Source organism: Pseudoduganella sp. LjRoot289 (genome assembly GCF_964252925.1).
Taxonomy (GTDB): Bacteria; Pseudomonadota; Gammaproteobacteria; order Burkholderiales; family Burkholderiaceae_D; genus Rugamonas.
The window spans coordinates 1,426,254-1,439,311 of sequence record NZ_CAXUPN020000001.1 but is presented as its reverse complement, the minus strand read 5'-3'; the positions used below and the strand labels follow the sequence as shown (position 1 = coordinate 1,439,311).

13 protein-coding genes are annotated in these 13,058 nt (G+C 66.1%); 11 read left to right on the top strand and 2 right to left on the bottom strand.

What is annotated here, in order from left to right; genetic code table 11:
- Positions 1-74 precede the first annotated feature (74 nt).
- Positions 75-1,163: a dienelactone hydrolase family protein gene (locus tag ACSQ8Y_RS06245; protein ID WP_436265589.1), complete on the bottom strand. Its 1,089-nt coding sequence runs from the start codon at positions 1,161-1,163 to the stop codon at positions 75-77.
- A 255-nt stretch (positions 1,164-1,418) separates the two neighbouring features.
- Between ACSQ8Y_RS06245 and ACSQ8Y_RS06240 the strand changes: the two genes are divergently transcribed.
- The 11 genes from ACSQ8Y_RS06240 (at position 1,419) to ACSQ8Y_RS06190 (ending at position 11,887) form a co-directional block, all read left to right on the top strand.
- A complete protein-coding gene (locus ACSQ8Y_RS06240; protein WP_436265588.1) occupies positions 1,419-1,745 on the top strand; it encodes a flagellar basal body protein in 327 nt (108 codons plus the stop codon).
- Between the two features lie 56 nt (positions 1,746-1,801).
- The gene (locus ACSQ8Y_RS06235) at positions 1,802-2,473 is read left to right on the top strand and encodes a phosphoribosyltransferase (RefSeq protein ID WP_436265587.1); all 672 of its coding nucleotides are present in this window, start codon (positions 1,802-1,804) and stop codon (positions 2,471-2,473) included.
- A gap of 64 nt (positions 2,474-2,537) precedes the next feature.
- Positions 2,538-3,338 carry an IclR family transcriptional regulator gene (locus ACSQ8Y_RS06230; protein ID WP_436265586.1) on the top strand — a complete coding sequence of 267 codons (801 nt, stop codon included), beginning with the start codon at positions 2,538-2,540 and terminating at the stop codon, positions 3,336-3,338.
- Between the two features lie 18 nt (positions 3,339-3,356).
- Complete coding sequence (locus tag ACSQ8Y_RS06225) at positions 3,357-4,511, top strand: acyl-CoA dehydrogenase family protein (RefSeq protein ID WP_436265585.1); 1,155 nt, start codon at positions 3,357-3,359, stop codon at positions 4,509-4,511.
- Entirely contained in the window at positions 4,511-6,259 is a 1,749-nt protein-coding gene (locus tag ACSQ8Y_RS06220) for a class I adenylate-forming enzyme family protein (RefSeq protein ID WP_436265584.1), read from the top strand. Before ACSQ8Y_RS06225 ends, ACSQ8Y_RS06220 begins: the two co-directional genes overlap by 1 nt.
- Positions 6,256-7,419 (top strand): ABC transporter substrate-binding protein, encoded by a 1,164-nt coding sequence (locus tag ACSQ8Y_RS06215; RefSeq protein WP_436265583.1) that lies wholly within the window; start codon positions 6,256-6,258, stop codon positions 7,417-7,419. The genes ACSQ8Y_RS06220 and ACSQ8Y_RS06215 overlap by 4 nt, the downstream gene beginning before the upstream one ends.
- An 83-nt stretch (positions 7,420-7,502) precedes the next feature.
- Positions 7,503-8,375 (top strand): branched-chain amino acid ABC transporter permease, encoded by an 873-nt coding sequence (locus ACSQ8Y_RS06210; RefSeq protein ID WP_436265582.1) that lies wholly within the window; start codon positions 7,503-7,505, stop codon positions 8,373-8,375.
- Positions 8,372-9,322, top strand: coding sequence for a branched-chain amino acid ABC transporter permease (locus ACSQ8Y_RS06205; protein WP_436265581.1), 951 nt, complete (start codon positions 8,372-8,374; stop codon positions 9,320-9,322). Before ACSQ8Y_RS06210 ends, ACSQ8Y_RS06205 begins: the two co-directional genes overlap by 4 nt.
- Positions 9,315-10,028 (top strand): ABC transporter ATP-binding protein, encoded by a 714-nt coding sequence (locus tag ACSQ8Y_RS06200; protein ID WP_436265580.1) that lies wholly within the window; start codon positions 9,315-9,317, stop codon positions 10,026-10,028. Before ACSQ8Y_RS06205 ends, ACSQ8Y_RS06200 begins: the two co-directional genes overlap by 8 nt.
- Positions 10,021-10,722, top strand: a complete 702-nt coding sequence (locus ACSQ8Y_RS06195) for an ABC transporter ATP-binding protein (protein WP_436265579.1) — start codon at positions 10,021-10,023, stop codon at positions 10,720-10,722. The genes ACSQ8Y_RS06200 and ACSQ8Y_RS06195 overlap by 8 nt, the downstream gene beginning before the upstream one ends.
- Positions 10,723-10,942: 220 nt before the next feature.
- Positions 10,943-11,887, top strand: a complete 945-nt coding sequence (locus ACSQ8Y_RS06190; protein WP_436265578.1) for a gamma-glutamyl-gamma-aminobutyrate hydrolase family protein — start codon at positions 10,943-10,945, stop codon at positions 11,885-11,887.
- A 33-nt stretch (positions 11,888-11,920) separates the two neighbouring features.
- On the opposite strand, the gene ACSQ8Y_RS06185 is transcribed toward ACSQ8Y_RS06190, so the two are convergent.
- Entirely contained in the window at positions 11,921-13,057 is a 1,137-nt protein-coding gene (locus ACSQ8Y_RS06185; protein ID WP_436265577.1) for a YbdK family carboxylate-amine ligase, read from the bottom strand.
- Position 13,058: the final 1 nt, after the last annotated feature.

The following is a 13,058-nucleotide window of genomic DNA, read 5'->3' as shown; positions in this document are numbered from 1 at the left end:
GCCATGTGTACAAGCGCCCTGCTTCTTGTATTGCAATGTAGCCCATGCGCGCCGGATACAAACGAATACAATCCCTAGTTCGTTCCGCCTGCAGCGGAAGTGCCCGGCCAAACCACATAGTCGTCCACCGAATACAACTGGCAAGGCTGCTGGCTTTTGGTCTGGCAGGCGGCCAAGGCACTGCGGCGCGGGTCTTCGCCCTCCTCGGCCCAGCCCCAGGCGCCCGTGGGCGACACGGCGAAGGCGCGCGGCAACTGGCGTTGCAGGAAGGCGCGGTATTCCTCGCGGCCATGGCCGGCGAGATAGGGAATCGCGGACACGTCATCCACCGCCGCGTAGTCGTTTTTCACCGGCGCCGACGCGTCACCAGCCACCGCGTACTTTTCCCGGCTCGGCATGCCGATGCGCCGCAGGAAGCGCTCGGCCTCCGGCAGCCAGATTGTTTCGCCGTCGCGGCTGGCCAGCATGGTGTGCGCGTCGCGCTTGAAGTCGCCGAAAGCCACCAGCTGCGCGTTGCCGCCCGCCTTCACATAGGCTTGATGCATGCGGCCCACCAGCTCGGGGCCGAAGTAGGAATCGTTGGCGCCGTACATCCACAGGCTGTCCACCTTGCTGCGCTTGCCGTAGTCGCCGAAAGCGCGCACCAGCGCACCTTGCCAGTCGCACGGGCCGCCGTGCACGCGCAGGCCGCCGGCAAAATTCATCACGCCGCGCACGCCGGGAATCTCCTGCGTGGCCAGCGCCATCGTCGCCAGGCCGCCGTAGGACTGGCCCGCGACGACGATGTGTTCCCCGTCCACCCAACGCAGGCCGCGCGCGTAGCCGATCACGTCGCGCACGTCGCTGGCCTGGGTGTAGCCGTTGGCGGCCATATTGCAGCCGTGGTCGATATAGCGCCCGGTCGAATGCGCGAAGCCGGTGCGCATCGGCACCATCACGGCGTAGCCGCGCCGCACGAAGGCGCTGGCCATGTGGATGAAGCGGTCGCGCGGCTGCAGCTTGGGATCGCCCGGCGCCTTGCCGTGGTTGATCACCAGCAGCGGGAACGGACCGTCGCCGTCCGGTTTGAACACCGTGGTTTCCAGCGATACGGACTGGCCGGGACCGGCCGGCACCATCACGACCTGTTCATTCAGTTGCGAAACCGGCAGTGGCGTTGGCATCTGCGCCCGCACGGCGCTGTACGACGGCGCCAGCGTGAAACACAGGGCCAGGAAGATCGCTGTTTTGATGATAAGACTCCGAAGGTCGAACTGGGCAATAACCCGATTCTGCAGGCCAAGTTTTTCGAAGGCAATACCAGAAGAATAAAACCGCTGCCTTTTTTTGTGGCAACGGTGCGCAACATCACAGCAGCGCGCGATTGCGCCACAGTGGCGAACTGTGTACACTGGTTTCTCTTGCCGAAGGGAAAGACCATGAGTGTATCCGCCCTCAGCGCCGGACAATCCGGCCTCAACGCGAACCAGCAGGCGCTCGGTGTCGCGGCCAACAACATTGCCAACGCGAACACCCAGGGCTATCAGGCCCGGCAGGCCACGTTCAGCGAAGCGGGCCCGGCGGGCTCCGGGGTGACGCTGTCGGCGCAGGGCCGGGGCCTGGCCGCGTCCGAAGGCTTGTCCGGTTCCGCACTGGCGGGCGACATTACCAATTCCCTGGTCTACAAAACCAGCTTCGAGCTGAACGCCAAAGTCATCCAGGCGGCAGACGAACGCATCGGCACACTGATCAACATCAAAGCCTGACACCGCACTTTCGCCGCGCTATGCTGTCTTAAAGGGACAACGCATAGCGGGGCCGCATGCCTTCCACCTACCTGTTCAAAGACCGCAAGGATGCCGCGCGCCAGCTGGCCCAGCGCCTGCTCCCCTTGCGCCTGCACCACCCGCTGGTGCTGGCCATTCCGCGCGGCGCCGTGCCCATAGGCGCCATCATTGCCGATCAGCTGCAAGGCGAGCTGGACGTGGTACTGGTGCGCAAGCTGGCCTCCCCGTTCGACCGTGAATACGCCATCGGCGCCATCGACGAACGCGGCAACCGCCTGCTCTCCACCACGTTCGAGCTGACCGATGCCAGCCGCGTCTGGCTGGAAATGGAAGCCGCCGAGCAACTGGCCAAGCTGCGCCAGCGCCGCGCGGATTATGGCGGCGGCCGCCCCCCGGCCGATCCCTGCGGGCGCCACGTCGTCATCGTCGACGACGGCCTCGCCACCGGCGCCACCATGGCTGCCGCGCTGCGCGCGGTGCGCATCGAACTGCCGCTCGAGCTGATCGTCGCCGTCCCGGTGGCCGCGCCATCGTCATTGAAGCTGATCGCCCCGCTGGCCGACCGCGTGGTCTGCCTGCATGCCCCGCCCGGCTTCGCCGCCGTCGGCCAATACTACAAGCGCTTTCCCCAGGTGGAGGAGGAGGAAGTCGTCAAATTGCTGCACCACTGTTTCGCTGTGCAAACCGTCGTTCCACAAAACGGTTGACATCGCGCGGCCGTATCGGCAAACTTGCCTCATCGCTCATGACGGGCGCTTTGCGAGGCCAGGCATGCACGACGAGATCGAAGTGTTCAGCGACGACGACAGCAAGGACAGGCAATTCGTCAATGCGCTGGCGCGCGGCCTGGAGCTGCTGCGCTGCTTCGGCCCCGGCGAAGCCTGGCTCACCAACGCCGAACTGGCGAAGCGCAGCTCGCTGCCCAAGCCCACCGTGTCGCGCCTGACGCACACGCTCACCAAGCTCGGTTACCTCAATTACTCCGAATCGCTGGCCAAGTACCAGCTGGGCGCGGGCGTGCTGGCGCTCGGCTACCGCATGCTGTCCACGCTGGACCTGCGCAAAATGGCGCGGCCGATGATGGAGGAGCTGGCCGAGCATGCGCAGGCCTCCGTCTCGCTGGGCGCGCGCGACCGCCTCAGCATGGTCTACGTGGAAACCTGCCGCAGCAGCGCCAACGTCACCTTGCGCCTCGACGTCGGCGCGCGCATACCGCTGGCCACCACCGCCATGGGCAAGGCGCTGCTGTGCGTGTTGCCCGAGGCCGAACGCAACTATCTGCTGGACCACGTGCGCCAGCGCGACGAACGGAATTGGCCGCTGGTCAAAGCCGGCGTCGAGCAAGGCTTCAAGGACTACCAGGACCGGGGTTTCTGCGTGTCCGCCGGCGAATGGCAGGGCGACGTGCACGCGGTCGGCGTGCCGGTGCTGGGCGTGGACGGCGAGCAGGTGATGGCCTTCAACTGCGGCGGCCCCGCTTTCCTGCTGTCGCGCGAGCGGCTGGAGGAGGATTTGGGGCCTAGGCTGGTGCAGCTGGTGCGCCGCATCGACACCGACCTCGGACGAGGTTGAACTAACCATGAGGATGCAATGATACGCGACGAGGAAACCCTGAATCTGCTGCTCGACAGCGTGCGCCGCTTCGTGCGCGAAGTGCTGGTGCCGCACGAGCACGAAGTGTCCGAGAGCGACGAAATCCCCCCGGCCGTGGTGGCGCAGATGCGCGAACTGGGGCTGTTCGGGCTGTCGATCCCGGAGGCCTACGGCGGCTTGCAGCTGACCATGGAAGAGGAAGTGCGCGTCGCCTTCGAGATCGCCTACACCTCGCCGGCTTTCCGCTCGCTGATCGGCACCAACAACGGCATCGGTTCGCAGGGCATCGTCATCGACGGCACCGAAGCGCAGAAGAAGCACTACCTGCCCAAGCTGGCGGCGGGCGACATCATCGGCTCCTTCGCGCTGACCGAGCCAGGCGCGGGATCGGACGCGGCCTCGCTGCGCACCAGCGCCGTGCGCGACGGCGAGCACTACATCATCAACGGCACCAAGCGCTACATCACCAATGCGCCGGAGGCGAGCATCTATACCGTGATGGCGCGCACCGACCCGGCGCGCAAGGGCGCAGGCGCCATCTCGGCCTTTATCGTCGAGAAGGACACGCCGGGCCTCACGCTGGGCAAGGTCGACAAGAAAATGGGCCAGCGCGGCGCGCACACCTGCGACGTGATCTTCGAGAACTGCCGCGTGCCGGCCGCGAACCTCATCGGCGGCAAGGAAGGCGTGGGGTTCAAGACGGCCATGAAGGTGCTCGACAAGGGGCGGCTGCACATCGCCGCCGTCTGCGTCGGCGCGGCCGAGCGCATGCTGGAGGACGCCCTGCGCTACGCCATGGAGCGCGAGCAGTTCGGCCACGCCATCGCCGACTTCCAGCTGATCCAGGCCATGCTGGCCGACAGCAAGGCCGAAATCTACGCCGCCAGGAGCATGGTGCTCGACGCCGCGCGCCGCCGCGACAACAAGGAGGACGTCTCCACCGAAGCGTCGTGCTGCAAGCTGTTCGCCTCGGAAATGTGCGGGCGCGTGGCGGACCGCTCGGTGCAGATCCATGGCGGCGCGGGCTACATCGCCGAATACGCGGCCGAACGCTTCTACCGCGACGTCCGGCTGTTCCGCATCTATGAAGGCACCTCGCAGATCCAGCAGATCGTCATCGCGCGCAATATGATCAAGGCGGCGCAACGCTGATGGATACGGCCGCCCTCCTCGCCAGCCTGCCCGCGCGCATCAGCGACATACCGCGCCGCCGGGCCGCGCTCGCGCCGCACGCGCCCGCACTGAAGGAGGGAGCGCGCGTCTGGTCCTACGGCGAGTTGGCTGCGGCCATCGATGCCACTGCCGCGCGGCTGCGCGGGCTGGGCGTGGGCCCCGGCGACCGGCTCATGGTGGTAAGCGAGAATTGCGTGGCGCAGGTCGCGCTGACCTTCGCCGCCGCCAGCATCGACGCCTGGATCGTCAACGTCAACAGCCGCCTGTCCGCGCGCGAGATCGACCTGTTCCGCGAGCATTCCGGCGCGCGCCGCGTCATCTACTGCAGCGCGGTGTCGCGGGAGGCGGCGGCGCACGGCGAGCGCCATGGCGCCCAGCCGGAGGACTCCGGCCTGTCCGGCGGCTGGATGATAGGCCCGCTGAACGGCACGCCGTCCGCCGCGCCAGAAGCTGTAGCCGCCTCAGGCGCAGAGCAGCCGGCGGCGATCATCTACACGACGGGCACCACCGGCCAGTCCAAGGGCGTGATGCTCTCGCACCGCAACCTGCTGTTCATCGCCGCCGTATCGAGCACCCTGCGCGGCCTCGCGCCAGGCGACCGTGCGTACGGCGTGCTGCCGATCTCGCACGTCTACGGACTCGCTTCCGTCATGCTCGGCACCTTGTACGCCGGCGCCTGCCTGCACCTGCAGCCGCGCTTCGCGGTCGGCGCCCTGCTGGACGCGCTGCGCACCGATCAGTTGACCATCCTGCAAGGCGTGCCGGCAATGTACGCGCGGCTGCTCGAAGCGGTCGGCCAGCGTGCGGCGGCCGATGCGGGCAGCACGGGTACGGACGCGCATGCCAACGCCGACGGTGGCGCGCCCCCCGGAACCAGCGCAGTTCGCCGCCCGGTCGCGGCCGCGAACATAGCGGCCGATGCGCGCCCGCTGGGCGCCAGCCTGCGCTTCATTTACGCGGGCGGATCGCCGCTTGATCCGGAACTGAAGCGCCAGGTCGAAGCCCTGCTGGGCCAGCCGCTGCACAACGGCTACGGCATGACCGAGAGTTCGCCGACTGTCAGCCAGACCCGCCTCGAGGCGCCGCGCGGGGACACGTCGGTCGGCTACCCGATCCCCGGCGTGGAGACGCGCATCGTCGCTGCAGCCACGGATGCAGCAAACGGCAGCGGAAGTAGCGCGCGCAACGACGGCAACGGCGCCAGCCGAACACCCGCCAGCGCCACCGGCGAACTATGGGTGCGCGGCCCCAACGTCATGCTCGGCTACTACAAGGAAGCCGGGCTGACCGCCGCCGCCATCGATGAGGACGGCTGGCTGAATACCGGCGACGTCGCCCGCCAGGATCCGGACGGCGCATTGTTCATCGTTGGCCGCACCAAGGAACTGATCATCCGCTCCGGCTTCAACGTCTACCCGCTCGAAGTGGAAACCGTGCTGAACGCGCACCCGGCGGTGACGCAATCGGCCGTCGTCGGCCGCGCCACCGCCGGCGGCAACGAAGAAGTGATCGCCTACGTCGAACTCGATCCGCGCCACACCGGAACGCAGGCCGTCCGGCTCGACGAGTTGCTGGCCGAACTGCACGCCCACCTGGCTGCGGCGCTGTCCCCCTACAAATGCCCCACCGAGATCATCCCCATGCAATCCTTGCCGGCAGCCGCCACCGGTAAGATACTGAAAGGCCAGTTGCGGCAACTGGCGCAAAACACGGAGACCAAAAAATGAATAGCCTGTACAAGAAAATCGCCCTCGCGGCCATGATGTCGGCAGCATTCGGTTCGGCACTGGCCGAGGAATTCCTGGTCGGCGCCGAGCTGCCACTCACCGGCTCCCTGGCCCGCGTCGGCGCCGGCATGCAGGAAGGCGTGATGGTGGCCGCCGAAGTGTTCAACAAGACCAACGGCAAACACAAAATCAAGATCATCACCGTGGACGACGAATCCGCGCCCGCCAAGGCGCTGGCCGCCGTCGAAAAGCTGGCCAGCCAGGGCGTGGTCGCCATCACCGGCGGCTACGGTTCAAACAACATCGCTCCCGCGTCCGACGCGGCCAACAAACTCAACCTCGTCTACATCACCTCCGGCGGCGTGGACGACAGCCTGGTGTCGAGCGGGCGCAAGAATTTTTTCCGCATCAATAACACCGCGGGCTACGAGAAAGCCGTACTGGGGCTGATCGCCGACGTCGGCGCGAAATCGGTCTCCATCATCTACTCGACCAAGGAAGCGACGTCCGATTTGGCGCTGGCTATCCAGAAAGTGCTGGTCTCGAAAGGCATCAAGGCCGAAGCGCATTCCTTCGACCCGGCCATCACCGACTTCAAGCCCATCATCAACAAGGTCAAGCTGCAGGACAAATCGGAACTGGTGCTGATGTCCGGCTACGAGAACGACTACGTCGGCATCCTGCGCGCCGCGCGCGTGCTCAAGCCCAATGTCAAGGCCATGGTCGGCGTGTGGTCGCTGGCCACGCCCAAGATGGCCGCGGAATTCCCCGACCTGATGCCCAATGTGTTCGGCACCGCGCTGCTGCCGTTCCCGGCCACGTTCGAAACGGCGGACGGCAAGGCCTTCGCCGACACCTACAAGCAGCTGTACAAGAAGGAGCCGGATTACCTGGGGCAGTTCGGCTATGTGCAATCGATGCTGCTGTTCGAAGCCATCGCGCGCGCGGCCGACAAGGGCACCGTGAAGAAAGGCGGCATCGCCGAGGAAATGCGCAAGACCGACCGCGAAACGCTGATCGGCCAGGTGCAGTTCGGCGCCAACGGCGACAACCCCAACTTCGTGCACCGCATGGGCCAGCACCAGGACAAGAAGATCGTGATCGTGTGGCCGAAAGCCAGCGCCACCGGCAAGATCGCCTATCCCGCCGTGCCCTGGTAAGACCATGGCATGCCAGCGCAGTATGGACACGGTCATCCTCGCGGACGCGGGGATCCATGCACAGCCCAGCCAGGATATTCCGCATGACTGAACTGATCCTGCAAGCCCTGTACTCCGGCCTGCTCCAGGGCGGCTCCTACGCCCTCATCGCGCTCGGCCTGGCGCTGGTCTTCGGCACCATGAAGGTCATCAACCTCGCGCACGGCGAGCTGGTGCTGCTGGCCGCCTACATCGCCTACACGGTCGAATCGAAAGCCGGCCTGGGCCCCGTGTTCGCCATCCCGGTGGCGCTGGTGCTGGTCTGCCTCGCCTCGGTTTGCGTGTACTGGATCGTCAACCGCATCAAGAAGGACCGCGAGATCAATTCGCTGATCCTCACCTACGGCATAGGCGTCATCCTCACCAACGCCATTTTGCTGATCTGGAAGGCGGACATCCGCACCACCAATTCCAGCTGGCTGCAGGAAGCCTTCGTGGTCGGCCCGTTGTACAGCATGCGCAGCGAATTGATCTTTTTCGGCGTCAGCCTGCTGCTGATGGTGGGGCTGTGGTGGTGGCTTTCGCGCAGCTGGTACGGCCGCGCGCTGCGCGCCGTCTCCAGCAACCGCGACGCGGCGAAACTGATGGGCATCAACCCCGGCAAGGTGGAACTGGCGTCCTTCCTCGTGGCCGGCGTGCTGGCCGCCTTCGCGGGCGTGGCGCTGTTCAGCTATGGCGTCATCCAGCCCGCTTACGGCAGCGCGCTCACCGTCAAGGCCTTCATCATCACCGTGCTGGCCGGCATAGGTTCGATTCCCGGCGTGTTGCTGGGGGCCGTGCTGCTCGGCGTGTGCGAGGCGCTCACCGTCACGCTGGCCAGCTCCGCGCTGCAGGAACTGGCCGGCATGTCCTTGTTCCTGCTGGTGCTGTTCGTGATGCCCAACGGCCTGTTCGGCGCGGCAAGGAGGCGGGGATGAAGATCAACAGCGGCGTCCTGTCGGCGCTGATCCTGGCCTACCTCGTGGTGCCGCTCACGCTGGGCGGCAACAGCTACGTCATGAGCACCATCGTCTCCGCGCTGGTCATAGGCGGCGTCGCGCTGTCCTGGGCCCTGCTCGGCAACCTGGGCGGCATGGTCAGTTTCGGCCACTCCGCCTTCTTCGGCGTCGGCGCCTATGTGTCGGCGCTGTGCAGCATGCGCCTCGGCGTGCCGGTGCTGCCGGCCATGCTGCTGGGCGGCGTGGGCGCGGCGGTCGCCTCGGTCGCCATGCTGCCGGTGCTGCGCCTGCGCGGCCCCTACTTCGCCCTCGCCATCCTCGCCTACGCCCACATCTTCCGCATCATCGCCACCGAGTGGACCTCGGTCACGCGCGGCGCCGGCGGGCTGGCCAACATCCCGGTGCTGCCGACTTTGCTCGGCTATGACTTCAGCGGCAAGACCGGCGCCTACCTCGTCATCCTGACGGTGGTGGCGGCCTTCGCCTGCATCTACGCCGCGATACGGGCCAGCCACTACGGCCTGGCGCTGCGTGCCATGCACGACAGCGAGGACGCGACGCGCGTGGTGGGCGTCAACAGTACATTGCTGAAGGCCGCCATGCTGGTGGTGTCGGCCTTCATGGCCGGCATGGTGGGCGCGTTCAACTCGCACTACATCAACTTCCTCGAACCGGACTACGCCTTCCACGGCCTGTGGGTGACGCTGCCCATCGTGGCCGCCATCTTCGGCGGCTACCGCACCATTGCCGGGCCGGTCGCCGGTGCCGTGTTCGTGTCCCTGGCCGACCAGCTGCTGTTCAAGGAACTGCTGCCCACCGGCCACCAGCTGGTGCTCGGCGTGCTGCTGGTGACGATGATCGTGCTGAGCCCCAACGGCTTGATGCCGCTGCTGCAAAGCTTCGGAAGGAAGCGTAAAAATGCTTGAAATGGACCAGCTCTCAGTACGCTTCGGCGGCCTCACCGCCGTCAACGCGGTCACGCTGAACATCGGCAGCAGCGACGTGGTGGGCCTGGTCGGTCCCAACGGCGCCGGCAAGACCACGCTGTTCAACGCCATCTCCGGCCTGGTCAAACCGACCGCAGGCAAGATCCGTTTCGACGGCCACGACGTGATGCGCGCCCCGATGTACCAGCGCGCGCGGCTCGGCATCGGCCGCACCTTCCAGATCCCGCAGCCCATGCACGAACTGACGGTGCGCGAGAACCTGGTGGTGGCGCAGCGCTTCGGCACCGGCAAGGTCGACCACGCGCGCATCGACGAAATCCTCGACTTCACCAGCCTGGCGGGCAAGGCAAAGCGCGACGCCGCCACGTCCCTGGCGCTGACCGAACTGAAGGCGCTGGAGGTGGCCAAGGCGCTGGCCACCAATCCCAAGCTGCTCTTGCTCGACGAAGTGCTGGCCGGGCTGGAGACCAGCGGCAAGCGGCGCTTCATGGGCATGCTCAAGGAGATGCACCAGCGCTTCGGCGTCGGCATCGTCATCATCGAGCACGACATCGAGACCATCAGCAGCCTGTGTCCGCGCGTGGCGGTGCTCAACTTCGGGGAGCTGATCGCCGACGGCACGCCGGACGAGGTGTTCCGCGATCCGGCCGTCATCAAGAGCTATACGGGGGCCGGCCATGCTTGAGCTGAACAATGTACGCGCCGGCTATGGCGCCATCAACGTGCTGTGGGACGTGTCGATGGCGATGGAGCAGGGCCGGCTGACCACCATCATCGGCCCCAACGGCGCGGGCAAGACCACGCTGCTGCGCGCCATCATGGGACTGGTTCCGCTCAGCCAGGGCGACATCAAGCTGCGCGGCGAGCGCCTGAACGGCAAGCCCACCTGGGACATGGCCGACGCCGGCGTGGCGATGATACCCGAGGGGCGCATGATTTTCCGCGACATGAGCGTGGAAGAAAACCTCATCATCGGCGGCTTCAACAAGGCGCAGCGCGCGCACGTCAAGACGCGGCTGGAGGCGTCCTACGACATGTTCCCGCGCCTGCGCGAACGGCGCGCGCAGCTGGCGGGTTCCCTGTCCGGCGGCGAGGCGCAGATGCTGGCGATGGCGCGCGGGCTGATGTCCGACCCCAAGCTGCTGATCATAGACGAGCCATCGCTGGGTCTTGCCCCGCTGGTGGTCAACGAGCTGTTCGAGATCCTGGCGAAGCTGAAGGCGGAGGGCCGCACCATCATCCTGGTCGAGCAAAACACCGAGCGCGCGCTGGCGATCGCCGACCACGTCTACCTGCTACAAGGCGGCAAAGTCGTCCTGTCCGAGGCCGCCGCCAGCGTCACCCTCGCCCGGCTCCACGACCTCTACTTCAACCACTAAGTAGCATCATTACATACCCGAACGCAATGCACGAATGCAGGCCTGACCCCACCCCTGGGGTCAGGCCTGCATTCGTGCAGTCCCGGTACGGATGGGACCAAGCTTCGCGCAAAAATTACACGTTTGCAGGCCTGACCCCAGGTGCTGGCCCCAGGTGAGGCGGGCGACCGGGATTGGCTGGGTATGGTAAAACAGGGCTATATGCGTATTGGGAGTGGGCATGAGTACGGGAGATCATGATCAGCGCAAGCACGACCGCCGGCACGGCGACAAAGTCGGGACGCCGCGCTACCTCGATCCGGGCGATACGGTCTTTAGCCTCTGGGGCCGCATCATCATGGCGCGCTACCGGCGTATCGCGGCGGCGGCGACGCGGCACATCATCCAGCGCCCGCTGCACATCGGGATCTCGGCCCGCATTTTCCATCCGGAGGCCGGCTCCACCGGCTTGCGCAGCAAGAACCTGCAGTACCTCGAGGAGTCCATCGCGCAGTGGGTGATGTCGCGCGATGTGCTGGTGTTCATGATACCGACCGTGAACACGGAAGGCTTGCTGCATCCGTCCAATATCCGCTTGCGCGACTATGCGCGCCACCTGGACGGCCTGGTCCTGCAGGGCGGCGCCGACGTGTCCCCGCAGAGCTACGCCGAAACCCCGACCCGCCCCGAGTGGAGCGGCGACCGCGCGCGCGACATGTATGAGCTGGAACTGCTGCACGAATTCGTCGAGGCGGGCAAGCCGGTACTGGGCATTTGCCGCGGCTGCCAGCTCATCAACGTGGCCTTCGGCGGCTCGCTGTTCCAGGATATCGCGCACGATGTGCCGGACGCGATGGCCCACGTGCACGACGATTATGACCGCCACCGCCACCAGATCGCCTTCCCCGAGGGTTCATCGCTGGCGCGCATGCTCAAGATGCGCACGGGCCAGGCTTTGGTGAACTCCATCCACCACCAGGCCGTCAAGGACCTGGGCCGCGACATGACCGTCGAAGCCCGTTCCTATCCGGACAATATGGTGGAGGCCATCCGCTACAACAAGGCTCCCTTCGTCATGGGCCTGCAGTGGCACCCCGAATTCCACCGCGCCGGCGGCGTGGAACTGCTGGACTGCACGCCCATCCTGGACAACTTCCTGCGCGTGGCGCGCGAGACGCGGTTCTGACTCAAGCTGTATTCCAAGCCCTCATGTCAAGCTCTAAGCTCTATTAACACGCCGCTCGCCCCGGAACCGCCTCACCGCCGCGTCCACCACGCCTTCCACGCTGCCGCTTTCCGTGAACTCGTCGCGCAGATACTGCGCGTCGCTGCCGGTGTGCGTCACCTGCATCAGGTGCGCCAGGCCGGCCGACCCGCCCAGCGCCTCTGCGTGCGGCTCCATCTTGCGCAGCGTGGTCATGATGTCCTCGCGCAGCGACAGGCTTTCGTACGTCTTCGGATGCACGATGGTGCCGTCCAGCCCAAAGCGGCAGGCCTGGAAGCGGTTGTAGTTGTAGACCAGGTAGTCGTCCTCCTCCGGCGCGGCTTCGTGCCGCTCCAGCAGATAGCGGCACAGCGCCTGCAGATAGACGGCCAGCGCCGCCGCCCGCTCCACCGTCAGCGGCGTGTCGCACACGCGCAGCTCGATGGTGCCGAATTCTGGCTTCGGCCGGATGTCCCAGTAGAAGTCCTTCATGCTCTTGATCACGCCGGTGTGCTCCATCTTGGCGAAGTAGCCGTGCTCGAAGTCGTGCCAGCTCAGGGTGAACGGCGCGCGGCCGCTCATCGGGAAAGCGAACACGGAGTTCAGGCGCGCGGAGTTGAACAGCGTGTCGCCGCCTTGCACAAAAGGCGACGAGGCGGACAGCGCGATGAAGTGCGGCACGTAGCGGCTCAGGGAATGCAGCAGGAACAAGGCGTCGTCGCCGCTGGCGCAGCCGATGTGGACGTGCTGCCCGAAGATGGTGAACTGCTTGGCCAGGTAGCCATACAGCGCCGACACTTCCTTGAAGCGCGGCTTGGAGAAGATGCGCCGCTCGGACCATTTCTGGAACGGGTGCGTGCCGCCGCCGCAGATGCCGATGTTGAGCTTCTCGCAGGCCTGCACCAGCGTGTCGCGGATCAGCTGCAGCTGCGCCACCATCTCGGCGTGGTTGGTGTGCACGTCGGTGTTGATCTCGATCATGCTCTCGGTGATCTCGGGCGTCACATTGCCCGGGAAGGGCTTGCGGTTCAGCAGATGCAGCAGGTCCGGGCTGGACGCGGTGAGATCGTAGTCGGCGTGGCTGATCAGTTGCAGCTCCAGCTCCACGCCCATGGTCAGCGGCTGGGAATTCTTGAACGGTTCGAGCGCCATG

Coding starts and splice junctions, on each gene's coding strand:
- ACSQ8Y_RS06245 (WP_436265589.1), bottom strand. CDS start 1,163: ATGCCAACGCCACTGCCGGTTTCGCAACTGAATGAACAGGTCGTGATG.
- ACSQ8Y_RS06240 (WP_436265588.1), top strand. CDS start 1,419: ATGAGTGTATCCGCCCTCAGCGCCGGACAATCCGGCCTCAACGCGAAC.
- ACSQ8Y_RS06235 (WP_436265587.1), top strand. CDS start 1,802: ATGCCTTCCACCTACCTGTTCAAAGACCGCAAGGATGCCGCGCGCCAG.
- ACSQ8Y_RS06230 (WP_436265586.1), top strand. CDS start 2,538: ATGCACGACGAGATCGAAGTGTTCAGCGACGACGACAGCAAGGACAGG.
- ACSQ8Y_RS06225 (WP_436265585.1), top strand. CDS start 3,357: ATGATACGCGACGAGGAAACCCTGAATCTGCTGCTCGACAGCGTGCGC.
- ACSQ8Y_RS06220 (WP_436265584.1), top strand. CDS start 4,511: ATGGATACGGCCGCCCTCCTCGCCAGCCTGCCCGCGCGCATCAGCGAC.
- ACSQ8Y_RS06215 (WP_436265583.1), top strand. CDS start 6,256: ATGAATAGCCTGTACAAGAAAATCGCCCTCGCGGCCATGATGTCGGCA.
- ACSQ8Y_RS06210 (WP_436265582.1), top strand. CDS start 7,503: ATGACTGAACTGATCCTGCAAGCCCTGTACTCCGGCCTGCTCCAGGGC.
- ACSQ8Y_RS06205 (WP_436265581.1), top strand. CDS start 8,372: ATGAAGATCAACAGCGGCGTCCTGTCGGCGCTGATCCTGGCCTACCTC.
- ACSQ8Y_RS06200 (WP_436265580.1), top strand. CDS start 9,315: ATGCTTGAAATGGACCAGCTCTCAGTACGCTTCGGCGGCCTCACCGCC.
- ACSQ8Y_RS06195 (WP_436265579.1), top strand. CDS start 10,021: ATGCTTGAGCTGAACAATGTACGCGCCGGCTATGGCGCCATCAACGTG.
- ACSQ8Y_RS06190 (WP_436265578.1), top strand. CDS start 10,943: ATGAGTACGGGAGATCATGATCAGCGCAAGCACGACCGCCGGCACGGC.
- ACSQ8Y_RS06185 (WP_436265577.1), bottom strand. CDS start 13,057: ATGGCGCTCGAACCGTTCAAGAATTCCCAGCCGCTGACCATGGGCGTG.